This window comes from Exiguobacterium sp. s102, from assembly GCF_018618635.1.
Lineage (GTDB): Bacteria > Bacillota > Bacilli > Exiguobacteriales > Exiguobacteriaceae > Exiguobacterium_A > Exiguobacterium_A oxidotolerans.
The window spans coordinates 90,006-113,206 of the sequence record NZ_JACSML010000001.1 but is presented as its reverse complement, the minus strand read 5'-3'; the positions used below and the strand labels follow the sequence as shown (position 1 = coordinate 113,206).

Below are 23,201 nucleotides of genomic sequence, written 5' to 3'. Positions count from 1 at the left end.
CACCTGAAACGACGAAAGCCCTACCTCTCTTTCGTTGTTACGGCTCCTTGGCCGCGCCAGCTGAATCAAGCGTTTTAGCAAGAATCAAGTTGCGTATTAGGTTACGCATTTACTGGGATTTTTAGAGTTTCGCTCGGATGAGCTGAAAAGTATCGAATGGAAGGTTTATCTTGCTGGGTCAACTTCTTCCCTAAAGAAGAAGGACAAAATAAAAGCGATGACTTATGTCTGACTCGATTGTCAGTTAAGGTCTAAAAATCCTGACCTGATTATTAAATTGTGTATTGTGGGTTAAAGATTCTCACATGAGTGATCATCCCCGATTCATGACATTTCTTAATATAACACAAAATATTTTACAAAGTCAATCTTTTTTTATCTCTAGATTTCTTTGACTAAATCAAGTTGATACAGACCTTAGAAATCGCTATCGTAAAGATACAAATACTATAGAAGAAACGAGGTACACATTATGCCGACAAACCGGTTGATTCACGAAACAAGCCCTTACCTGCAACAACATGCTTCCAATCCGGTTGATTGGTATCCGTGGGGAGAAGAAGCCTTCACTGCCGCCCGGACAGCAAATAAACCGATTTTTTTATCGATTGGTTATTCGACCTGTCACTGGTGCCACGTCCTTGCCCATGAAAGTTTCGAGGATGACGAAACGGCAACGATGCTGAACGAACGTTTCATCTCGATTAAAGTCGATCGGGAGGAACGACCGGATATCGACCAAATCTACATGACGGCAGCCCAAATCATGACCGGTCAAGGAGGATGGCCGCTCAGCGTCTTCATGTCGCCGGAACAAGTTCCGTTTTATATCGGGACGTATTTTCCGAAGACACCCCAGTTCAACCGCCCGAGTTTCCGACAAGTCCTGCTTCAGCTGAGCGAACACTATCAAACGGATCCGCAAAAAATTAAACGGGTCGGTACACAAATCGAACAGGCGTTGCTCGATGTCAGCACGGTCAAGCAGCACGGCACGCTGGATGAGGAGCTGTTACACACAACATTCGACCAAGCGATGCGCCAATTCGATGTCACGCATGGCGGATTTGGCGGTGCACCGAAATTCCCGTCTCCGTCCCTGTTGACGTTCCTGCTCGATTATTACCAGTACGCGGAAGACGAGACGGCACTCCAGATGGTCATGCGGACGCTGACTGCGATGCGTGACGGCGGCATCACCGATCAAGTCGGCTTCGGCCTCTATCGTTATACCGTGGATGCCGCTTGGGTGATTCCCCATTTTGAAAAGATGCTCTACGATAATGCCTTGTTCGCGACCCTTTGCCTCGAGACGTATCAAGCTTCCGGGAATGACCGCTTCAAACAGTACGCGGAAGAAATCTTCACGTATGTCGAACGTGACCTGTTATCGAACGAAGGTGCTTTCTACTCGGCAGAAGATGCGGATAGTGACGGTCACGAAGGACTATTTTATAGTTTCTCCTATGATGAGCTGATACAACTGCTAGGTGAAGAAGCCTTCTTCCCGCGGTATTACGGTGCAACACCAAACGGGAACTTCGAAGGACGGAATGTGTTTCACCGTTCAAATCAAAATCTCCACGCATTCGCTGCTGAAGTAGCACGCCCCGTCGCAGATGTCGTGCGCCAACTTGAACACGAACGGCAACAACTCTTTTCACACCGTGCGCATCGAACTCGACCATTTCGGGATGATAAGATTTTGACGTCATGGAACGCGTTAATGATTTCCGCTTTTGCAAAAGCAGGACGGATTTTAGGAAACCCGCATTATACGACCGTTGCCAAACGCGCGCTCACCTTCATCGAGCACCACTTATTCGATGGTAGCCACTTACGCGTCAGCTATCGAGAAGGACACGCTCAAGGCAGAGGATTTCTCGACGACTACAGTTTTCTCGCGGAAGCTTATCTCGAGTTACATCTTACGACACAAGAAGTACCGTACCTTAAACAGGCTCGTCGCCTGACGGATGTCATGCTTTCAGCGTTCGGCGATCCGTCCGGTAGTTTTTTCTTCACGGCGTCAGAAGCAGAACGCCTGTTGATTCGACCGAAGGAAGTCTATGACGGTGTGACACCGGCTGGTAATAGCACAGCGACCTTGAACTTATTCCGCCTCTCCCAATTGACGGGAGACTCGCGTTACCTCGAGACGGCGCACCGTATCCTTCAATCGGTCGCGGAAGATATCAAGCAACAACCGACCGGTTATGCTTCATTAATGAGCGCTTATTGCCGTATCATGATGAAGCCTCAAGAATTGATTGTGTTAGCAGACGACATGACGAAGGTCGAACCGCATCTCCGGCGCCTCTTCAAACGCCGTCACCCGGAGTTATCCCTTCTCGTCGGCCGAAAAGCAGAACTACTCGAAATCGCTCCATTTATCGAAGACTACCAGTTGATCGCGGGTCAGCCGACAGCCTATCTGTGCCACGACTTTACGTGCGATCAACCGACGACAAACCTCGACGAACTCCTCGCTCAACTGGATCTCTAACAATCATTCCCTTCTGTTTTCTACAAACAGAAGGGTTTTTCAAAAATCTAAACCCCTATTTTCAAAAAAATTCTAATTTTACTTTAGATAAATGTTTTATTGTCGATAGTAGAGATAGGAACACTTATCTTACACCTTAGAATCGACACCCTAGAGCCTGAAACGTCCCCGGACGAATTCTAACTAGGAGGAAATGCTCTTTGAACACGACACTATTCACGAAAACCTTGAAGATGCTCGTCAGCTTCATCATGGTCCTCGGCGTATTGTTTACGTATACTAAAGCACCTGAGGCCGCCACGACGAAAGCGACGACTTATCGCCTGTCTACAGATAGTTATCTGTATGACCGGACGACATCTTCCCGGAAACGCTTGTTGACGATCAAGACCGGAACAATCGTTTCATCCACGTATGAATCTACTTCTGGCTATTTCAGAAGAGTAACGTACGGCGGAAAAACGGGATACGTCGCGTCAAAATATTTAACACCCTACTATCAAAAACAATCGATCAGTGGGCAACGCTTCGCCATTTCAAAACCGATGACGCTCCATCAATCTGCGATGACGACCGCGAAAACAATCGCGACACTCGATGCAAACGATGTCTACTACACTTCTCAAAAGGTCATCAATCCTTACGGTGAAGTGTGGTATCGCGTCATGTACGACGGAAAAACAAGCTACATTCAAGCGCTCAACGCAAATCCGATCAGCTATCAACGTTTGACGGATACGACGTATGAGACGACCGATGCGTACAGCCTTCGTCAATACGCAGGAACAGGCTTCCCGCGTGAACTCGTCGTTCCGAGCGGGACGTCCTTAAAGACGACAGGTCGCATTGGGGATTGGTTCAAAGTATCCTATGCCGGAAAATCCGGTTATATGTACAAAGAGGCATTCCTTGGCGCCTCTAAACAAAACGTCACGACAATCCAAGAAACAACGTTCAAATTAAAGCTCACGACGTCGCTTTATGATGCGACGGACTTAAGTAAAAAATCGCTTTTGACGATCCCAAGCGGTACTCTCGTCAAATCGACCGTCAAATCAGGTCTCTATCACCGTGTTACATACAACGGAAAAACAGGCTATGTATTAACGACGGCACTCACTGAGTATACGTCGACTGCTAAAATCGCTTCTTCTCGTTTCATGATGACGAAGTCGCTTGAAATTAAAGCGACCCCATCCAGTACGAGTTCTACAAAAGCGACATTCCACTCAGGTGATGTCTACTATACAAAATACTTGGTGACGAACGCGATTGGCGAACAATGGCACAAAGTATCAAAAGATGGTCAGACTGGGTATGTCAAAATCAATCAAGGAACGTCGATTGCTTATAAAGCACTGACGGATCTCTCCTTAAAAACGACTGCTCCGACGGCACTTCGTTCCTATGCCGGTCCTTCATATGCGACCGTCAAAACGATTCCGACGGGTACGGTCATCGCAATTAAAGGTCAAATCGGCAGCTGGTACAAAATCACGTATGATGGCAAATCAGGTTATGCAGCAGCTTCGACGTTTGCCGATCATGTCACGACTGAAAAAATATCAGGTGTCCGTTTCAAACTTTCAACTGACGTCGCCATCAAATCTTCACCAAAATCGTCAGCAACGACAGTCGCGACGTTCAGCAAGGATGACATTTATTACACGACTGAAGTCGTCACAAACGGCTCAGCTAAATGGCACCGTGTCACAAAAGACGGTAAGACAGGTTACATCCCTGTCAACCAAGGGACGCCCGTCTCTTATGCGTCAGAAGACTTGAACGTCAAGACGACTGCAACGACGTCACTCCGCTCTTACGCCGGATCTTACGACGTCATTAAAGCAATTCCGGCAGGAACGATCTTAACGATCAAAGGCAAAATCAACGAGTGGTACAAACTCTCGTTCGATGGAAAAACGGGTTATGCCGACTCTGATACAATGACGGAATTAATTACGAAGCAATCCTTGTCTTCTTCACGCTTCATCTTATCGAAATCCGTCGAAATCAAAGCAAGTCATCATTCGACTGCTGATACGATCAAGACACTATCGGCTGGAAACGTCTACTATACGACGCAGCTCGTCACGAATGGACGCGATGAGAAGTGGCACCGTATGTCAATCGACGGACAAACAGGTTATGTCAAGATCAATCAAGGAACACCGATCTTATATAACAGCTTACCTTCACACCAGTATGAAGCGACAGCTGCAACACCAATTCGCTCGTACGCTGGATCATCATACGCAACACTCACGACGATTCCGACTGACACAGTCGTGACGCTAAGCGGACAGATTGGTGAATGGGTCAAAGTAACTTACAATGGCAAAACGGGTTATGCTTCGAGCGCTACACTGAAAGAGCATCTCGAAACGAAAAAAATCACAGGTTCACGCTTCTTGCTGAACAGTGCCATTGCCGTCAAATCATCTCCGGATGATACGGCAACAACTGTCACGACGTTAGGTTTCGGAAATGTTTACTACACGACGACACTCGTCACGACATTCACGAACAGCCAGTGGCATAAAATCACGGTCGATGGGAAAACAGGGTACGTCAAACTCGGTCAAGCGACGTCACCAATCAGCTACACGGCAAAAGACAAGCTGTATGTAAGAGCAACTGCGCCTACGTCACTTCGCTCGTACGTTGGTGATTCTTACAACGTCTTAACGACGATTCCTGCAAACATCGTCCTGACCGTCACTGGTCAAATCGGAAACTGGTATAAAGTCAGCTACGATGGTAAAACAGGCTATGCGTATAATGGCACACTCGTCACGACATCATCGAAATTGAACGTCTACAACTCAGTTGCGACACCGTACACGTTCGACAGTTTCATCAGTGCACAAATGAAATTGTATCCATCACCACAAACAGATCTGTACAAAAATAAGATCATGTATGTCAGTGCTGGTTACGTCCGACTCGGTGGTGGACTCGATCCCGTTTACGGAACGCTTGCAACCGTCACAGCGACGACACCGCTCAACATCCGTTCAGGCGCGACGACAGCGAGTCACATCTATGGTCAGTTCAAACCAAACAATTTAATTAAGGTCTACCAAAACGTCAGCGGTTTCTATACGACGTATCCACGCGTCTACAGTTCATCTTCGAACTACTCGACAATCCAGTGGTTAAATGCACTCGAGTCAGACGTCCGTGATATCGCTGATCCATTGAAGGTCGACCGTAACTCACAATCATTCTATCAATTCCTTGATTTATCGAAGTCGACGGGTGCTTCTGCCGCGACGCTCGATAAAGTCATCGGTTCAAAAGGCATCTTTGCAAAATGTACGACAGGAAGTTGCGGACAAGCTTTCATCGACGCAGGTGCAAAATATGCAGTCAATGAAGCATACCTCATCTCGCATGCGATGCTTGAGACAGGCAACGGCACGTCGACACTCGCGATGGGTGTGACATGGAACGGACGTAAAGTCTACAACATGTACGGAATCGGTGCATATGACTATGATGCAATCAATACTGGCGCAGCTTACGCGTACAGCCAAGGCTGGTTCACACCGGAAGCAGCGATCATTGGTGGTGCAGAGTTCATTAGCACGAAGTACATCCATAATGCCTACGACCAAAACACGCTTTACAAAATGCGCTGGAGTCCGACGCGCCCTGGTTCCCATCAATATGCAACAGACATGGGCTGGGCCGTTAAACAGACGTACCAACTCTATAACCTCTATCAACAGATGGACAGTTATACGGCCGTCTTCGATATTCCAGTTTTTGCACGATAAGCACGACTTTGCTTCGCAACAAAAAAACGCTGTTCCCGTCATTGCGGAAACAGCGTTTTTTCTTTGACCGATGATTATGATTGCTCATTCATTTTAGCTTGGACCGTCAAAGGAGCTAGCATCGTTACCCACAGGGCAACCACTCCAGAAACAAGAATCACAATATCGCGTTCGAATCCAAGGGTCAACAACGTAATACAACTTGCGACCAGTACGAGACAGAGCGTCGCGATCATGACATGACGCGATTGTTTCAACATTTTTCTCATGTGGCATCTCTCCTTTCCTTCCATACTCGCTTACCATTCTAACAAAGATCAGGCCGCTTGTGGGGCAGTGACACGGGATTGACGACGCTTTGTGACGGAACTGTCATCTGAAAGTTTACGTTTTCGGCGCTTCAGACATTCATTTGGTACACTGTTAGGTAAGACAAGTTAAGGGGGAATTTTTTTGTTACACGAACACTCATTCACACGCGTCGACGGTACGACAGCGACGTTAGACGACTACAAAGGACAAGCTTGGCTGATCGTCAATACCGCCAGTAAATGCGGCTTGACGCCACAATTCGAAGGACTCGAACAATTGCATCAAACGTATCGCGATCAGGGTCTCGTCGTTCTCGGTTTCCCGTGTAATCAATTTGCCGGGCAGGATCCGGGCACGGATGAAGAAATCCAAGAATTTTGCCAAATCAACTACGGTGTCACGTTCCCTGTCTTCTCAAAAGTCGAAGTCAACGGCGCGCAGACCCACCCCTTATTCGCCGAACTAAAAGCAGCCGCACCAAACGCAGACGGTGCGGACGACGTCGAATGGAACTTCACGAAGTTCCTCGTCACGCGAGATGGTGAAGTGACACGTTTCTCACCGAAGACGAACCCAACTGATTTGACAGCAGCCATCGAACGCTTACTCGTTCGTGTCTGAACATGAAAAGACCACCGGCCGGATTCTTCAGCGAATCTGACCAGTGGTCTTTTCTATTTAAGGTGTGCCCGGTTCAAGGTGTCCTTTAATCATCTCTTCCGCGAGACGTGTCACGTCCTCGACATCACGCATTTCTGTAAACGAATGTCCCCAGACGTCAAGTCGTTCGATTTCTTCGATCGGCTGCGTGCTGAAACGTTCGCCCGTCGGTTCAAATGAACTGGCGATCGTCGACTCAAACGCGGCATACTTTAATAACCACGGTTTGTCCGTCAACAACTTCACGACCTGCTTCGGTTGTTTGAACGCGACGTCGCCGACCAGTACGACGGGGTCAAATCGCTCATGGAGCGGGTGCGTATATTGGACAGACACGACGAGCGCATGTTGGACATGCTTGTCATTTTGTCGGATGTACGACCGCGTCAAAAAATGTGGGACAAGTGACTCGGCACTATCTTTTGTCTGATGGATGCTTAAGCCATGCTCGGTCTGTACAAGATCAGGAAGAATCGGTTCGTACCCTCGATTCGCCAACTGCTGGTCCAGCTCTTTAAATAATAATAGTGTATGTTCGACGAGTGCCCGCACTTGACGAAATGACAGTTGAATCGATTGATTGATCATGAATGTGACCTGCCTTCCAAATGATATGGTAATATATAGTCTTTTACCCAGCTTAGACAGGCTTCATTCCTATTCTTTGAAAATCGTGCTAAGATTTCGAATTCACGTATTTAATCGACGCGTGATTTGCTCAGCACGACGAGCGAGACGCAAACGGGATAATTCGCTGTCTAACGTGATGCATTCGTCAGCATCATGAATCGATTCACAGATTAAAGCTGGCGCGTATCGACGTTCGACATGACCAGCAAGTATCACGCATGGTACTAAAGCTTCATTCGCCCGCTCGGCGACGATTGCGGGTAACTTCCCTAGTGCCGTTTGCGCATCTACTTTCCCTTCCCCTGTCCAGACGTAATCTGCCGCTTCGAGCCGTTGATCAAACTTAATCTGATTCAACAAAAAGAGTGCTCCAGACAAGATATCCGCCCCTAATGCCGCAGCAGCTCCACCTAACCCGCCTGCAGCACCAGCACCTGCGACTTCGTTGACACTGAGTATGTTACCGATTCGTTCGAGATGAACATCGAGCACATCAATTTCTCGCGCCGTCAATCCCTTTTGTGGTCCGAATACTTTCGCTGCCCCGTGCTTTCCGGCATAAGCAGCTGTTACATCTGCCAACACGTGAAGTTTGACGGCAAGCTTTGGCAAGATGATGTGTTCCGTCTCGAATAAAGGGTTGTCCGTCCAAGTAATCGGTTGACTTCGTCCGTCAAGCAACACTGCACCGAGTTCATACAAAAATCCAAGTCCTCCATCCGTCGTCCCTGTCCCACCGAGTGCCAAAAAAAATTCTGTTGCCCCTGCCTCCATCGCGCGGAGCACGAGTCGCCCGACGCCTCTCGTATGAAGAGTGATCGGCAAATCGGTTGCTCTAACCTGTCCAAGACCACAAACTCTCGCCACCTCGATGATGGCTTGTTCATTTTTCCTGGTATATTGTGCCCGAATCGGACGACCTGCTAAATCGATTGTTTCTGCTTCTGCTTGAACAAAGCCGTTTGCAAACAGCATCTCAAGTGTTCCTTCTCCTCCATCTGCTCCCGGGCTCCAGTCAATCGTCGCCTCTCGATCCCCTTGTAAAATCCCGTTTTGGACGGCCAACGCTACTTCCTCCGATGTCAAACTGCCTTTGAAACTATCGCTGATGTTGAACTACCTCCACCTACGCTTCGCTTAGAGGTGGAGGATTCCTGAGTGATCCGACCTAACGGTCGAAAATTGATCAGGCTAACCCCGTCGTCCCGACGGTTGAAGAAGCTAAGAGGCGTTCTGCTTCTTGTTTAAGATTCAATCCTGCGTTCACATCCCGGTCGTGATGGATCCCGCAACTCGGACATGTCCATTCACGCAATCCAAGATGTTTCACGTCTTTGTGTTGATGTCCGCAACTGGAACACAGTTGACTAGAGGCGAAGGTCTTGCCGACTTTCACGACGGTCTTTCCGTACCATCCCGCCTTGTATCCGAGCATGCGGAAGAACTCCGACCAACTGACCTCGGAGATGGACTTGCTCAACTTGCGATTCTTCTGCATGGTCTTCACCTGCAAGGTCTCGATGCCGATGACGCCGTGGTTTTTGACGATCTCGGTCGATACCTTGTGCAGGAAATCGGTTCGCTTGTTGGCGATCTTCTCGTGGATGCGGGCGACCTTCCGCTTCTGCTTCTGATAGTTCTTCGCCTCGGAAAGTGTTCCTTTCTTGTCCAAGGCCAACCGTTGACGACGAGAGAGTTTACGTTGTTCACGTGCCAGCTTTTTCTCAAGCGAACGGAAGTAACGGTCATTCTTGTACACCGTGCCGTCCGACAGGATGGCGAAGTGCTTCAACCCGACATCGACGCCGACGGATGAACCCGTCTTCGGCATTTCGTTGCTCTCCTGCTCGACGAGCAGGGAGACGAAGTATTTTCCTGAAGCGTTCCGCCGGATGGTCGCGTTCAAGATGCGTCCGACGACCTGCCTCGAGTTGGCGAAACGCACCCACTTCAGCTTTGGAATTTTGATTTTGGCGCCGACGATCGAGACTTCTGGAAGTTGAGACTTGCCCTGAATGTTCGTCTTATACGATTGAACAGGGTTGCACTTTGACTTGAAGCGGGGTCGTTCGTTCTGCTTCTGGAAGAAGCGGTCAAAGGCATCGGCAAGATGTTTGACGCTCGTTTGCACAGACGTGCTATCGACTTCCTTCAGCCAGTCGAACGCCTGCTTCAACATCGGAATTTCTTTCGAACAAGAACCGTAAGACAGTCCTTTTCCTGTCATTTTGTATGTCTCATCCCACTTCGCCAAAAAGTGATTGAAGACGAAGCGCGAACAACCAATCGTCTTCGCAATCAGGATTTCCTGCTCTTTTGTCGGATAGATTCTGAATTTGTAGGCCTTGTGAGTCAACAAGATTTTTCACCTCCTTCAAAAAGAATATACCCGAAAAGCAGGCTGGCGATTCATCTCCCACTTTCACTCGAGCTTCACCCTGATTGTTTAGAAGTGGGCGTATTCTCGCCTGATTTTGATAAAATGATGCATCCGTTATCCCTCCTGACGTTTTTGATTCAATCGGACATCGTTTTTTGATTCCGCTTCCAGTTAATGTTATTATGGACTTAATTTTCATAATATTTATTTGTTTGAAGAAATTATTTTCTTACAGGAGGTCTGTCGCATGGAACGCTGTTCGCTTTGTGGAACACCTTTAAAATCACAGGATACAGCTTGCTCCCATTGCCAGCATCCTGTGACTGAAAAAAAACGATTACATATGTCATCCACTTCATCGTCACACGTATCAAAGAAACGACATCCTCTGCTTTGGACGATTGCTGTCATGACGGTTTTCGTCATCTCTTTCGGTGCCTGGTCTTGGTTTGGTCCGACGACGGCAACGAAGATTGACAATCCGTCGAACGTCCAACCAATCGCCTTATCTGAATGGACAGATGAGGACAGTGCTTATAATCAAACGTATTCAAAAGAGAATCCACCGACTTCATATGAAGTCCTAAAATTCGTTCGCCAATATACACAAACAATTCCGGAGCTCGTGACGTACTCCGCAGCAAATGATTCGCTTGAAACATTTGCTGCGATTCAGTTCACAACGCTTGAGGCATTCCAGTCAGAGTTCGATGCCCTTCGCGCAATCGTCGCCGTAAGCGATCATCCAATCACGCCACTCCCGCATACGATTGATTTCAATCAGTTCCATTCAAAAGGGACGACATTCGAAGTCGAGACGACAGAAACGTATAAGATCGCTACCGTTCCGGAAAATCAGTTCGTGACGTATGACGTTCACTATACGGTTCGTCTGCATACCGACCACCTTCAAATCACGACCATCACGCGAAAGGAGGTCAACACATGAAACGATTGCTCTTATTGGTGCCCTTCTTTTTGATCGGCTGTATATCAGATCCAACAACACAGATTCAAGATGAGCTGGACAACAATCAATATACAAAAGCGGTCGATTTATCGACCGCTCATGACGAGATGAACGAGCCCGCCCGTTTGATGGTGCAGCTCGAACAGGCATTAGCCAGCTATCGTTTGCAGGATGTCGTAACCATCTCAAAAAAAATTGAACAGCTTAATCTTCCGGATGACCATACCGTTCGTGAACGGGCCGTCTCAATCCGTCTCGGTGTCGATGCGTTGTTACAGGACCTGTCGCGCCTCGAAGCGACCTACCGAGTCGATCGCAGTCTGTTGGATACAGGAGTGTCCGAAGAAAAATTTGACGGACAAGGTGACATCGAAATTCGATTCGATGACGAACACTCCCTGATTGCGACCTTCCTCTATGATGACTTCGGCATGAAAGAAGCACCCCGGCAAGGAACAGATGAAATCCGTTTTGAACCAGATTTGACGGCCCGCGTCCCTTTATCAGAAGGTGTCATCTCTTACCGCTTCATCCGCACGACCTTAAAAATCACATATGAAGGCCCCGGCGGAAAACGGATTTATTACTTGAAGCAACTAAAAGATGATGCGTAAACAGACAGATGACAAAATGGGACTATTCCGATAGCTGGAATAGTCCCATTCGTCTGCCAATATAACGCGAACAAGAAATGTCGTGTGATTTTTTATAACTTGGCGACGACTTCCGCACACAATTCATGGGTCGCCAAGCTGTCTTCCGCTGTAACGGACGATGACGGTTCACCATTAACGCTCGCAATAAATGCATCGACCATCTCGACGAATCCGCGCCGCTTGAGTGTCGCTTCCCAGTTGTCAAGCGGACGACGGAGCGTGCCTGCTTTCGTTAATTGATCGACCGACGTCACGTCCGTCGCAATCCGTTTTTCATGTGGTCCCATGACTTCGACACGTTCTTCTGTCACACCATTATTCCGGTTCATGATTCCGATTGCCGTGATCCCGTTCGCTTCGAACTGGATCGTCACGTGATGCAGTAAGTCGTCGACCTTTTTCCCGCGGACACTCAAGTTTTCGATTTTACCGCACCCTGTCAAAAAACGTAACGTATCGACGACATGGACAAAGTCGTCAAAAATGAATGATTTCGCATCTTCAATGAACGAAATCCGATTTTTTTGCATGACGATTAGATTCGGTTGTTCGACTTCTAATAACGTCCGGTGTGCCGACGCGAAACGTCGATTGAATCCTGTGATGAAGTGTAAGCCTTTCTCCCCTGCTAATCGTGTCAGCTCACGAATTTCCTCGATTTCCATCGAAACGGGCTTATCGATGTAGACATGGATGCCTGCTTCGAGCAGTTGTTTCGCTTGCATCGCGTGCACTTTCGTCGCCGAATGAATCATCGCCACGCCAATGCCTGCTTCCGTTAACTGATCAATCGATGTCAGTGTCCCGGCAAAACGATACGCATCACACAGTTGCTTCGCCTTGTCTTGATTTTCCGAGACAAGATAAATGTCTAAGTCGGACCGCTCCGCGTAGACCGGTAAGTACGCTTTTTGTGCAATATCCCCAAGACCAATGACTGCAATTTTCATGAATAAATCCCCCTCAGTTCTTTCTGTTCTACTCATTCCCTATGATACGTAGTTTCATACCTGGCGTGTAGAAAATTCTAGTTTTTTGAAAAAAAAGAGAATTTCCTTTTTTTGTTTTATGCTAGAGACATATTTGAACAAGGAGGGAATGAGATTTTTATGAAAGTATCGCTCAGAATTGGACTGACACTGTTACTGCTCGTCGCCCTATGTCTTCCGGCATTACCCGCACAAGCTGCCAGTTACCAGGTCGTCGTCACTTCGACGATCGGGGCGAACGTCCGAACGAAGCCGAGCACGAGTTCATCAGCGACCATCACGCGTCGCGCTCCGTACAAAGCGAAGTTCACAGCAGTCTCGTACTCAAACGGTTGGTACAAAATCAAAGATGGTAGTGCGTACCGTTACCTTTCGAATCAAGTCGCGAAAAAAGTCACGGCAAGTTCGACGAAAACGTATAAAATCATCGTCTACTCGAAGTATGGTGCGAACGTCCGTACATCACCAAGCACCGCGTCCTCTAAAAATATTAAACGGCTCGCTACATACAACTCGAAGTTTAATGCCGTTTCCTATTCGAATGGTTGGTACAAAGTAAAAGGGAAAGTGAACTATTATTACGTCTCGAGTCAGGTCGCGAAAAAAATCTCGACAAGTGCACCTGCGACTTCAAGTAGTTATCCCGTCGCCTCGATGCGTTATTTCAAACTCGGCTCCTCAAGTTATGAACTGTCAAAAGCCAGTACGACACGCCGTTATCCGGCAAGCACGACAAAACTGTTGACGGCCCTCGTCGCTTATGACGCCGCTGCCAAAAAAGGAACGCTCGATCAAACGTTCACTTTGACCTACTCTATGCTCGCCGTTCCTGCTGGAAGCAGCACGGCTGGATTCCGTTCGGGTGATAAAGTCACACTCCGTCAACTGTTGAACGGGATGTTGATTCGCTCCGGCAACGACGCAGCAAAAGCCATCGCCATCCGTACGGCAGGTTCTGAATCGAAGTTCGTCTCGTTGATGAACAGTCGTGCCAAAACAATCGGTATGGCGTCAAGTCACTTCATGAATCCGCACGGCTTCTATCATGCGAGTCACTATACGACAGCAGCAGACATGCAAAAACTCGCTAACACGTATGCTGAATACAGTTACTTGATGACCGTCAGTGGCCGAAAATCATACAAAACGACCGTCAAAGGACCATACGCCCGGACGTTGACGTGGTACCATACGAACACGTCGCTTCCAAACGAATCGCGTGTCTATGCGAGTAAGACAGGGTATACACCAGAATCTGCCTATACACGTGTCTTCTTCATTAAAAAAGGTTCGACGCGCTACGGCCTCGTTACGTTGAAAGGAACACTTCCACAAACGGAAACGACATTACGCGCTGTCTTAAACCGTTAATCGCCCGTCCCCTAGGAGACTTTCTTCGGAAACGCTTCTAGGGGATTTTTTTGTTCTGATTCCGTTTAAAATTTCACTTGCATTGGAAGCGAATTCATCATATGGTTAAAGCACAATCAGACGTCTGACGTCTCAATGGAGGTATGACCGTGGGAAATGTAAGTTTATTATTTGGGGGCGTTGCGCTCTTTTTAAATAGTTTGTCCTTGTTTGGAAAAGTTGATTTAAAGAGTGCCGGTGTCTTCAGTTTGTTGACAGGATTACTACAAACGTTCGTTGCGACGTTGCTCGTCATCGGTGCAGCAGGTGATCCGATCTTGACGTTCGGCTATGCGAGCATTTATTTGTTTGCCTTTACGTATCTGTATGTCGGCATCACGTTCATCTTCGGACTCGACGGGAGCGGCGTCGGCTGGTTTTCCCTGTTCGTCGCCATCGCTGCATTTTTCTATGCCGGCGTCAGCTTTAGCGCAGGCGACTGGATGAGCGGAACGACGTGGTTGTTCTGGACACTCTTATGGTCGATGTTCTTCATCGGAATGGGACTGAACCGCAATGTCGATGCATTGACGGCACGCGTCGCACTCGTCCTCAGCTGGTTGACGTTGATCGTACCTGCACTCGTCGGACTTCGTTTCGGTACGGCAGGAAGCAGCTACCAACTGTTATGGAGCGCAGCTGCCATCGTGACCGTTCTCTACTTTGTTTACTCGGCCTTGAAATTGTCGCCGCTTCGCCGACCTGTCCAATCATGATGTCCGACACATGCTACTACAAAACGCGCTGTTCCCTTGATGCTTACAGGGAATAGCGCGTTTTTTGGTTCGCAAGATATCCGCGTTTCTCGTCGCGCATTCTCTTCCCGAATCGTCTCCGAGCGGCAAGCTTTCGCGCCGCTTCGTTTCACTGCAGGGTCGCTCCTTCTTGCTCTTTCGCTCGCAAGCGATTCGTGTCAGGAAACGCGACGCATCACAGGCTTTCTAGTATTTCCTTCTATCAGAAAAGCTAAAAAGATTCGCTTCATCGTGACTCCTACGGGAAAAAGCGCAAGGTGACTTGCGCTGTCAGAGGCAGGCGAGACCCTGCACCTTGACCTGTAAGGGAGAGGGGCAACGGCTTGCGCCTCGCCCGAGGAAAGCACGGGAAGCAAGAATCTTTCGCACCATTTACATTGATCAACTACGTTTTTTGGTTCGTAAGGTCTCCTTTTATTCGGAAAGCTAAAAAGATTTGCTTCATCGTGACTCCTACGGGAAAAAGCACAAGATGACTTGTGCTGTCAGAGGCAGGCGAGACCCTGCACCTTGACCTGTAAGGGAAAGGGGCAACGGCTTGCGCCTCGCCCGAGGAAAGCACGGGAAGTAAGAATCTTTCGCACCACTTACATTGATCAACTACGTTTTTGATGTATAAGACATCCCATTTCGCATCACTCAATCCTTGGGTTTCCTTCTATCAGAAAAGCTAAAAAGATTCGCTTCATCGTGACTCCTACGGGAAAAAGCGCAAGGTGACTTGCGCTGTCAGAGGCAGGCGAGACCCTGCCCCTTGACCTGTAAGCGAAAGGGGCAACGGCTTGCGCCTCGCCCGAGGAAAGCACGGGAAGTAAGAATCTTTCGTACCACTTACATCGATCAGCTACGTTTTTGATGCATAAGACATCCCGTTTCGCATCACTCAATCCTTGGGTTTCCTTCTATCAGAAAAGCTAAAAAGATTCGCTTCATCGTGACTCCTACGGGAAAAAGCGCAAGGTGACTTGCGCTGTCAGAGGCAGGCGAGACCCTGCCCCTTGACCTGTAAGGGAAAGGGGCAACGGCTTGCGCCTCGCCCGAGGAAAGCACGGGAAGCAAGAATCTTTCGTACCACTTGCATCGATCTACTACGATCTTTCCCGCCACTTAACTCCACTTTCCGATTCGGAAGATGTCTTGATCCCAAGCAAAAACCCAGACACCGTTCACTTTAAAACCCCGCTCTATCTCAACGATTGTTGCAAACTCGTTTGCACCTCTTTCAGTGACTTCGCCGTCGGATGCCAGTAATAAATCTGATCCGACTCGATTCCACCACTTCCCTCGAGCGATAACGTCTCGACGTTCTTCAAAGCATCACGGTAGTCTAACGCAATTTTCCGGACGACCGGAAACGGGGCGTTCGTCTTGACGTTTTCACCGAGCACGCTGAGTACGTCGTTAAAGCGACTGAGCGAAAAATCTGCCGTCAATTTGTCTGCGACAGCCTGAACGACTTGACGTTGACGGATTTGACGACCGAAGTCTCCTCGAGGATCGTCGTAGCGCATCCGTGCATAGGCCAACGCTTCTTTTCCGTTCAAGTCGAGCTGCCCTACCGGAAACTGCATCTCGTAATACGAAAAATCGATGTCGTTCGTAACACGGACACCGTCAACTGCGTCAACAAGATCTGTAAAACCCTCGAGATTGATTTCAGCAAAGTAATCGATTCGGATATCGAGTAGGTTCTCGACCGTATCGATTGCCATTTCAGGCCCCCCGAAAGCATAGGCATGATTGATTTTATCGCGTGAGCCATTTCCGATGATTTCTGTTTTCAAGTCACGAGGTATGCTGAGCATCTTACTTTCCCCACTCGCAGGATCAATCGTTGCGACGATGATTGTATCGCTCCGTCCCGCCTCATCTCCATGCTGGTCGACCCCGAGCAAGAGAAAGGAAATCGTTCGTTCTTGTTCGACCGCTTCAATCGCTTCGACACTTGCCTCGACCGGCAACTGGACGTCTTCGAGCGTCTGACTCGCTTGATGGTAGACATACCCACCTGATCCGAAGAGAACGAGCAGTCCGATGCCAATGACCGTCAAGACAATCCACTTCCATTTTTTCATATCTCCATCCCCTTCGAATCAAGTCGATTTACGAATCTTGTTGGTTCATAAGCACCATGATTGCATTGCTCCAACTCCCGAACAGGGATGTGATGACACCAATACTCGGTACGTCTTGTCCTTCGCTAAAACGTTGGTAGCTCGCAATCGTCAAATGCTCCGTCTCGTATCTGGCTCGCCCTAGCACGAGCAATACTTCCTCTTCCGTCCACCGTTTTCGCGGAAGTTCGATGCCGATGATTTCTAGCGCATTCGTCCATGAACCGTATCGTCGTGCGATTGTCGCTACCGTCGGCCGATTTTTTCCGACCGCCCATTTCGTATAGGCTTGACTCGTTAATGTAGGTAATGCTTCCTGCGCTTCCAGTAATGATTCGATGATCCGACGCTCCATCTCCTGGACCCGTTCCTTCAAAATGTCTGCTTCTGATAATGCCTGCTGCCACGAGTTGAATTGATGGACGATATCGGTCAAGCTCGGCGCCTGATGCCGTTGCGCCCACTCACGATATGTCGCACTCGTGAATGGTTCGAGTTCCGCTTTCGCCGCTCGTAATGCCTCGATGATGTCGGATTTTGTATAAACCACTCGGATTTGCCCGATTTCAGCGCGTTCCAGCGCGATTTGCCAAGACCCAAATAACATCAGGATTTCCGCGACGGTCGGATACTGGGTATTCAGTTGCCAACGAAAATAGGTATTTGCCGTCAGTTCATTCTTCCCGTTCGCAGCGAGACGGAGTGCTTCGATCGCTTCCTCCAGATCGCTCATCACGATGTCTCCCTCCCACACATTCATAGCCGAACGTTGCGTCGAACATCCTCAACAATACCTTGACGAACGGAGCGAATGACGAGTGCTTGTTCCGTAAACGTCATCTGTGAGGCGGACGGCAGACAAAGTCCTTCAGCAAACAAGCGACCGCTGACATCAATCCCGTCACTTGTAATGAACGGGACATCCCGGTAGACCGGTTGCAAGTGCATCGGTTTCCAGACCGGTCGTGACTCGATGTGATCCTGTTGTAAGCGGATGATCAATTGATCCCGTTGTTCCATTCCTCCCGGTAATGTCAGAGCCGTCAACCAGCGATTGGCGCGACTCCCTTCAATCTCTGCTTGGTACTGTGTGGCGTCGAGCATGTCGAAAGCCCGCGTATATCGCTGAAAGATTTTCCGGCGTGCCGCGACGCGGTCTTCGATGACTTCGAGTTGTCCGCGTCCGATGCCGGCTGAGACATTACTCATCCGGTAATTAAACCCGACTTCTGTATGTTCATAATGAAGGACCGGTTGCCTAGCTTGCGTCGAGAGATAAAACGCCCGTTCAATCAAATGCGGATCGTTTGCGACAAGCATTCCGCCACTTGATGTCGTGATGATTTTGTTACCGTTGAACGAATAAATTCCGAACGTCCCGAATGTCCCAGTCATTCGACCGTTGATCGTCGAACCGAGTGATTCAGCTGCATCCTCAATCAACGGAACGTCATACTCGGCGCAAATCGCACTCAACTCTTCAATCTTTGCGACGACCCCGTATAAATGGACGACGATGACGGCTTTCGGCAGGCGTCCGCGTGTCGCGGCTTGAATCATGGCTCGCCGGAGTGCCGCGGGTGACATGTTCCACGTCTCCTCTTCCGAATCAATCAGGACAGGGCGGGCACCGACGTAACGAATCGGATTGACGGAAGCAACGAACGTCAACGACTGACAGAAAACATCGTCGCCCGTCGTCACACCGAGTGTCGCCAAGGCGAGGTGAATCGCTGCCGTTCCACTACTTGTCGCGAGGGCGGCCTCTGTTTTGGTATATGCGCGCATCCCCGCTTCAAAGGCTTCAACGTTCGGTCCGAGTGGTGCAACCCAGTTCGTTTCGAGTGCTTCCGTGACATAGCGTGCTTCTTGGCCACTGAGGTGCGGGATCGATAGTGGGATTTGCTTCATGATGTTTCCTCCCCTCTTGATGACAAGTGACGGATCGGTGTGCGATAGACGGGAAACCACTTACAATCGTTCGCTGACGGGTACTGCGTTAAAAACGTCCGATTCAATTGTTCATACGCCACTTCGTCAAGAATCGACGTCCCGATCGAAAAGAACGTATGCGCTCCTTCACTAAAGGAACGTTTATATAATAAAAGACTGTCTGATGCATCTTGTGAAGTACCGCCCCCAAGATGCATCGCAACCATACCTTTCTCCTTTGCACGTCGCATCATCTCTGCGAATAACAACTGATTCGGCCGAACCTTTAACTGGCTCGGATCGGACGCCCCGAGGTGATAATGGGCGAAACGACTTCCATATAAGACGATGCACCCGGCGATGATGTGACCATTTAATTCTGCAACCAATACTTCGGCGTCGAGTGTTCCTGATAACAGCTGTTTAAAGTATTCATCCGTAAAGTAATACCGTGGTGCTGCCTCGTGCTTATCCATCGTCAAGCGGTAGAGGTGTTTAAATTTCTCGTACTCTGTCGGTGCGGCGACACGGATCGTGACGCCTTCCCGGACTGCTTTTCGTACATTGCGCCGTGTCATTTTTGAAAAGTCACCGAGAATCGCTTCATATGAATCCGTCAGCTCCACCGTCACGGTCGCTTGGAGTCGCTGCGTCGAACGGCACCAATGCTTTCCCAGTTCGACGTTTTGTAAGAGTGGATGGAACCGAATCGTTTCGGTGATGATCTGTTCCGCACGACAATAGTCGAGAAAACGTTGACGGACTTCGCGGATTTGATCGAGTGACCAAAGCCCAACGAAAATCGGTCCCCCGTATCCGTAGGGTGTCGTGATGTCGTGATATGACGTTCCATCGATTGGTCGTTTCAAATAAGGGTAGATCAATGTCCCGAATTCTGTCGGATAGAAGAACATTTCCGGGATGCCTACTTCTTCAAGTGCGAAGTAGGCATGTTCGTAATAACAATCGAGGCGATACTGACTGACGAGTGCGTCCCATTCGGTCGGATCATGGATGAGTCGTTCATCGCTTAGCGACATCATGGGGAACACCTCCGTCAAGTCCTTTGAACTCGCCCATCCCCGTCTGATGTTCCGTCGAGTTCCCTTCTGAGGAGACGACGATTTTTACTGTCTTCATGAGAATATAGAGATCGAGACGAAACGTCTGATGTGCCGCGTACCATTGGTCTTGTTCGAGCCGCTCTTGCCACGTCGTCGCGTTCCGCCCATGAATTTGCGCCCAACCGGTTAGTCCAGGCAACACATCATGCCGCGTCATCTGCTCTTTCGAATAGTGGTTCAAGTAACTGACGAGGAGCGGACGCGGTCCGACGAAACTCATCTGACCGCGGACGATATTGAAAAATTGTGGGATTTCATCCAGGCTGAGCCGCCGAATCCATTCCATCGCGTGCGGGATCCGTTGTTCGTCTGGGAGTAAGAGGCCATCCGCATCCGTCTCGTTCGACATCGTCCGGAATTTATAAATTTTAAATAACTGTCCGTGATAACCAGGACGAACTTGATTGAAGAAGATCGGTCGACCGAGCTTCGTATAAATGAACAAGGCGACGAACAGGTAAACGGGGAGTAAGATGAGAATCGCGACTAGGCTGATTGTGAAATCGAATGTCCGTTTCATGATGACTTCCTCCTTTTACATAGTCGAAAAGAGATCGAGTTGTCGTTTGATGACATCAGCTTCGTTAAAATGTTTCATTGCCCGTTCGAATCCGGCCCGTCCCATCTCTGACGCCTGTTGCGGGTGTTTGACAAGATCGGTCATTCTTGCTGCCAACTGCGTTTCGTCATGGACTTCGACTAAATAACCGGTCGTGCCATCGATGACTTCTTCCCGGCAGCCGCGGATGTTCGTTGCGATGACCGGTTTCGCCGTCGCCATCGCCTCGATGATTGAGCGCGGGACCCCTTCTCGGTGCGATGGCAGGACAAAGGCATCGACTTGTTGTAAAAGTCGTGGCACATCTTCAACGAACCCTCGATACTCGATATTCGGAATCTCGCGTAGACGTTCGAGGAAACGATGTTTCGTCGTTTGATCCCGTTCGCTCTCCATCATTTCACCGGCGATGATCAAGCGGACATCCGGGTCTTGCGACACGACGTTTTCAAAAGCATTCAGAAGTTCGAGCACTCCTTTTTCCTCGACGATCCGTCCGATGAACAGGAAGGTGAAAGCTTCGTTTCCTTGCCGCGCCTGTGGATAGAATCGGGTCAAATCGATACCGTTCCCTAAATGCATCAACCGTTTCGTCGCCTTAAAACGTTTCCGGTTTGCCAGTTCATAATCTTCCCCGCTTTGGAGCAGGAGGTAATCCGTCGCGAAACGGGCGAGCCATTTTTCGACGGAATAGGTCAATTGATACGTCACCCGTCCCATCTTTTCATGAAAGTAAAAGCCGTGTGCCGTGTAGACGATATGCTTCGTCCCCGCTCGTTTCGCTGCGACCCGTCCGAGCGCTGCCGCGACCGGTGTGTGGACATGGACGGCGTCATAGCGACCCGTCTTTAAAATGTGAACGATCGAGCGGACAGTCTTCCAATTACTCGTCCAGTCAATTTTCCGTTCAATTGGAATGTCATGCATCGCAAAGCCTTGTGCTGCCAGCTTGTCAGAGGCTCCCGTGTCGGCACAAGCAATCCCGACATCATGCCCTGCGTCGCGCAGCGCAAGCAGTAACGGTTGCAGCATCGTTTCAGCTGTCGTATCAAGCGCGCAAACTTGGAGAATTCTTAAAGACGCCATAAGTGCACCCCTTCCGGTTTTTCAGCTGGTGCGAGCATCCCTTTGATGTCGACGACGACACCACGCCCCACTTTGAGTAAGTGTTTCGCGAGTAGCCAGTTTCCTTCGACGTACTCTTCATGACTGACGGCGAAGATGACGACGTCGGCTGGTTTAAGCTCTGTCATGTCGAGCAAATCGATTCCGTATTCGCGTTTCGCTTCATCCTTCGAGACAAGGCGATCGGTCACTTGGACTTCAATTCCGAATTCTTCGATCTCCTTGATTAAATTCGCGACTTTCGAATTCCGGATGTCACTGACGTTCTCCTTGAATGAAAGACCGAGGACAGTAACGCGTCCGCCGAGGACCGGCATGTTTTGTTTGATTAGATTTTTGACGAGTGATGTCGCAATGAAGCGCCCCATCGTATCGTTGATGCGTCGCCCGGCAAGGATGACTTCCGGATGATAACCGAGCGATTCAGCCTTCATCGTCAAGTAGAAGGGATCGACCCCGATGCAGTGTCCTCCGACGAGGCCTGGTCGAAACGGAAGGAAGTTCCACTTCGTCCCTGCTGCTTCGAGGACCTCGAGCGTATCGATGTCCATCCGGTCGAAGATGATGGCAAGTTCGTTCATCAAGGCGATGTTTAAGTCACGCTGCGTATTTTCGATGATTTTTGCCGCTTCTGCGACTTTGATCGATGATGCCCGGTGGACCCCCGCCTCGACGACGGCTTCGTACACTTCTGCGACAACATCGAGCGTTTTTTTATCCTGTGCTGAAACGATTTTTTTAATGGTCTTGAACGTATGTTCATGATCCCCCGGATTGATCCGTTCCGGTGAGTAACCGACGAAGAAGTCGACGCCTGCTTTAAGACCCGAAGATTCCTCAAGGACCGGGATACAATCTTCTTCCGTCGCCCCCGGATAGACGGTCGACTCGTAGACGACGATGTCGCCTTTATTAAGCTGGCGTCCGACAAGTTGTGACGCCCGTAAGAGCGGCGTCAAGTCCGGTTGATTTTGCGCATTAATCGGTGTCGGTACGGCGACGATGATGAAGTCACTCGCTTGAAGTGCCGCAGCATCCGTTACATAATTGACGTCCGCATTTTTTAAAGTGAACGGTGTCAGTTCGAGCGTCGCATCGACTCCTTCACGAAGTTCCTGGATGCGCTGTTCTTTAATGTCAAAACCGACGACACCTGTCTTTTCACCGAAAGCGATGGCGACCGGGAGACCGACGTAGCCGAGGCCGACGACGGCAATTGAACGGTTGGCGATGGGAAGTGATCGTGTTTCGGCTGCTGTCGTATCTGTGATGTGTTTGACTGCCTTATTCATGATGG

Annotated in this window: 19 protein-coding genes; 7 read left to right on the top strand and 12 right to left on the bottom strand. The window is 49.2% G+C overall.

Going from position 1 to position 23,201, the window contains the following annotated elements; genetic code table 11:
• Positions 1-472 precede the first annotated feature (472 nt).
• On the top strand, positions 473-2,506 hold the full coding sequence (locus KNQ02_RS00520; RefSeq protein ID WP_214807146.1) for a thioredoxin domain-containing protein: 2,034 nt from the start codon (positions 473-475) through the stop codon (positions 2,504-2,506).
• A gap of 200 nt (positions 2,507-2,706) precedes the next feature.
• Positions 2,707-6,288: an SH3 domain-containing protein gene (locus tag KNQ02_RS00515; protein ID WP_214807145.1), complete on the top strand. Its 3,582-nt coding sequence runs from the start codon at positions 2,707-2,709 to the stop codon at positions 6,286-6,288.
• A 74-nt stretch (positions 6,289-6,362) separates the two neighbouring features.
• Here KNQ02_RS00515 and KNQ02_RS00510 read toward each other — a convergent pair whose 3' ends face one another.
• A complete protein-coding gene (locus KNQ02_RS00510; RefSeq protein ID WP_088837867.1) occupies positions 6,363-6,557 on the bottom strand; it encodes a hypothetical protein in 195 nt (64 codons plus the stop codon).
• Between the two features lie 184 nt (positions 6,558-6,741).
• Here KNQ02_RS00510 and KNQ02_RS00505 point away from each other — a divergent pair, with 184 nt between their 5' ends.
• A complete protein-coding gene (locus tag KNQ02_RS00505; RefSeq protein ID WP_214807144.1) occupies positions 6,742-7,221 on the top strand; it encodes a glutathione peroxidase in 480 nt (159 codons plus the stop codon).
• Positions 7,222-7,278: 57 nt separating this feature from the next.
• On the opposite strand, the gene KNQ02_RS00500 is transcribed toward KNQ02_RS00505, so the two are convergent.
• The 3 genes from KNQ02_RS00500 to tnpB all read right to left on the bottom strand — a co-directional run bounded on the left by KNQ02_RS00500 (position 7,279) and on the right by tnpB (position 10,249).
• Positions 7,279-7,848 carry a hypothetical protein gene (locus KNQ02_RS00500; RefSeq protein WP_088837869.1) on the bottom strand — a complete coding sequence of 190 codons (570 nt, stop codon included), beginning with the start codon at positions 7,846-7,848 and terminating at the stop codon, positions 7,279-7,281.
• 102 nt (positions 7,849-7,950) lie between these two features.
• The gene (locus KNQ02_RS00495; RefSeq protein ID WP_214807407.1) at positions 7,951-9,000 is read right to left on the bottom strand and encodes a glycerate kinase; all 1,050 of its coding nucleotides are present in this window, start codon (positions 8,998-9,000) and stop codon (positions 7,951-7,953) included.
• Between the two features lie 76 nt (positions 9,001-9,076).
• Positions 9,077-10,249, bottom strand: coding sequence for an IS200/IS605 family element RNA-guided endonuclease TnpB (tnpB, locus tag KNQ02_RS00490; RefSeq protein ID WP_214807143.1), 1,173 nt, complete (start codon positions 10,247-10,249; stop codon positions 9,077-9,079).
• Positions 10,250-10,517: 268 nt separating this feature from the next.
• Here tnpB and KNQ02_RS00485 point away from each other — a divergent pair, with 268 nt between their 5' ends.
• On the top strand, positions 10,518-11,219 hold the full coding sequence (locus KNQ02_RS00485) for a zinc ribbon domain-containing protein (RefSeq protein WP_088837871.1): 702 nt from the start codon (positions 10,518-10,520) through the stop codon (positions 11,217-11,219).
• Positions 11,216-11,854, top strand: a complete 639-nt coding sequence (locus tag KNQ02_RS00480; protein WP_214807142.1) for a hypothetical protein — start codon at positions 11,216-11,218, stop codon at positions 11,852-11,854. The genes KNQ02_RS00485 and KNQ02_RS00480 overlap by 4 nt, the downstream gene beginning before the upstream one ends.
• 92 nt (positions 11,855-11,946) lie before the next feature.
• Here KNQ02_RS00480 and KNQ02_RS00475 read toward each other — a convergent pair whose 3' ends face one another.
• Positions 11,947-12,846 (bottom strand): Gfo/Idh/MocA family protein, encoded by a 900-nt coding sequence (locus tag KNQ02_RS00475; protein ID WP_214768933.1) that lies wholly within the window; start codon positions 12,844-12,846, stop codon positions 11,947-11,949.
• Between the two features lie 159 nt (positions 12,847-13,005).
• On the opposite strand from KNQ02_RS00475, the gene KNQ02_RS00470 reads away from it, so the two are divergent.
• Positions 13,006-14,256, top strand: coding sequence for an SH3 domain-containing protein (locus KNQ02_RS00470; RefSeq protein ID WP_088837874.1), 1,251 nt, complete (start codon positions 13,006-13,008; stop codon positions 14,254-14,256).
• A gap of 143 nt (positions 14,257-14,399) precedes the next feature.
• Positions 14,400-15,011: an AmiS/UreI family transporter gene (locus KNQ02_RS00465; protein ID WP_251132058.1), complete on the top strand. Its 612-nt coding sequence runs from the start codon at positions 14,400-14,402 to the stop codon at positions 15,009-15,011.
• Positions 15,012-16,234: 1,223 nt separating this feature from the next.
• On the opposite strand, the gene KNQ02_RS00460 is transcribed toward KNQ02_RS00465, so the two are convergent.
• From KNQ02_RS00460 to KNQ02_RS00430, 7 genes are read right to left on the bottom strand one after another with little or no spacing between them, the layout of a single operon-like run.
• Positions 16,235-17,125, bottom strand: a complete 891-nt coding sequence (locus KNQ02_RS00460) for an LCP family glycopolymer transferase (RefSeq protein ID WP_214807140.1) — start codon at positions 17,123-17,125, stop codon at positions 16,235-16,237.
• 28 nt (positions 17,126-17,153) lie between these two features.
• Positions 17,154-17,897: a hypothetical protein gene (locus KNQ02_RS00455; protein WP_088837877.1), complete on the bottom strand. Its 744-nt coding sequence runs from the start codon at positions 17,895-17,897 to the stop codon at positions 17,154-17,156.
• 23 nt (positions 17,898-17,920) lie between these two features.
• Entirely contained in the window at positions 17,921-19,075 is a 1,155-nt protein-coding gene (locus tag KNQ02_RS00450; RefSeq protein WP_159173133.1) for an aminotransferase class I/II-fold pyridoxal phosphate-dependent enzyme, read from the bottom strand.
• Positions 19,072-20,139 (bottom strand): lipid II:glycine glycyltransferase FemX, encoded by a 1,068-nt coding sequence (locus tag KNQ02_RS00445; protein WP_214767057.1) that lies wholly within the window; start codon positions 20,137-20,139, stop codon positions 19,072-19,074. The genes KNQ02_RS00450 and KNQ02_RS00445 overlap by 4 nt, the downstream gene beginning before the upstream one ends.
• Positions 20,120-20,740 carry a sugar transferase gene (locus tag KNQ02_RS00440; protein WP_088837880.1) on the bottom strand — a complete coding sequence of 207 codons (621 nt, stop codon included), beginning with the start codon at positions 20,738-20,740 and terminating at the stop codon, positions 20,120-20,122. The genes KNQ02_RS00445 and KNQ02_RS00440 overlap by 20 nt, the downstream gene beginning before the upstream one ends.
• Positions 20,741-20,755: 15 nt before the next feature.
• Complete coding sequence (locus KNQ02_RS00435; protein ID WP_088837881.1) at positions 20,756-21,865, bottom strand: glycosyltransferase family 4 protein; 1,110 nt, start codon at positions 21,863-21,865, stop codon at positions 20,756-20,758.
• Complete coding sequence (locus tag KNQ02_RS00430) at positions 21,853-23,196, bottom strand: nucleotide sugar dehydrogenase (protein WP_088837882.1); 1,344 nt, start codon at positions 23,194-23,196, stop codon at positions 21,853-21,855. The genes KNQ02_RS00435 and KNQ02_RS00430 overlap by 13 nt, the downstream gene beginning before the upstream one ends.
• Positions 23,197-23,201 lie beyond the last annotated feature (5 nt).

Excerpts from the sequence above, each read along its gene's own strand:
- KNQ02_RS00465 (WP_251132058.1), top strand. The coding sequence starts at position 14,400 with ATGACCGTGGGAAATGTAAGTTTATTATTTGGGGGCGTTGCGCTCTTT.
- KNQ02_RS00520 (WP_214807146.1), top strand. The coding sequence starts at position 473 with ATGCCGACAAACCGGTTGATTCACGAAACAAGCCCTTACCTGCAACAA.
- KNQ02_RS00440 (WP_088837880.1), bottom strand. The coding sequence starts at position 20,740 with ATGAAACGGACATTCGATTTCACAATCAGCCTAGTCGCGATTCTCATC.
- KNQ02_RS00430 (WP_088837882.1), bottom strand. The coding sequence starts at position 23,196 with ATGAATAAGGCAGTCAAACACATCACAGATACGACAGCAGCCGAAACA.
- KNQ02_RS00445 (WP_214767057.1), bottom strand. The coding sequence starts at position 20,139 with ATGATGTCGCTAAGCGATGAACGACTCATCCATGATCCGACCGAATGG.
- KNQ02_RS00480 (WP_214807142.1), top strand. The coding sequence starts at position 11,216 with ATGAAACGATTGCTCTTATTGGTGCCCTTCTTTTTGATCGGCTGTATA.
- KNQ02_RS00485 (WP_088837871.1), top strand. The coding sequence starts at position 10,518 with ATGGAACGCTGTTCGCTTTGTGGAACACCTTTAAAATCACAGGATACA.
- KNQ02_RS00435 (WP_088837881.1), bottom strand. The coding sequence starts at position 21,865 with ATGGCGTCTTTAAGAATTCTCCAAGTTTGCGCGCTTGATACGACAGCT.
- KNQ02_RS00455 (WP_088837877.1), bottom strand. The coding sequence starts at position 17,897 with ATGAGCGATCTGGAGGAAGCGATCGAAGCACTCCGTCTCGCTGCGAAC.
- KNQ02_RS00460 (WP_214807140.1), bottom strand. The coding sequence starts at position 17,125 with ATGAAAAAATGGAAGTGGATTGTCTTGACGGTCATTGGCATCGGACTG.
- KNQ02_RS00500 (WP_088837869.1), bottom strand. The coding sequence starts at position 7,848 with ATGATCAATCAATCGATTCAACTGTCATTTCGTCAAGTGCGGGCACTC.
- KNQ02_RS00450 (WP_159173133.1), bottom strand. The coding sequence starts at position 19,075 with ATGAAGCAAATCCCACTATCGATCCCGCACCTCAGTGGCCAAGAAGCA.
- KNQ02_RS00510 (WP_088837867.1), bottom strand. The coding sequence starts at position 6,557 with ATGAGAAAAATGTTGAAACAATCGCGTCATGTCATGATCGCGACGCTC.
- KNQ02_RS00470 (WP_088837874.1), top strand. The coding sequence starts at position 13,006 with ATGAAAGTATCGCTCAGAATTGGACTGACACTGTTACTGCTCGTCGCC.
- KNQ02_RS00475 (WP_214768933.1), bottom strand. The coding sequence starts at position 12,846 with ATGAAAATTGCAGTCATTGGTCTTGGGGATATTGCACAAAAAGCGTAC.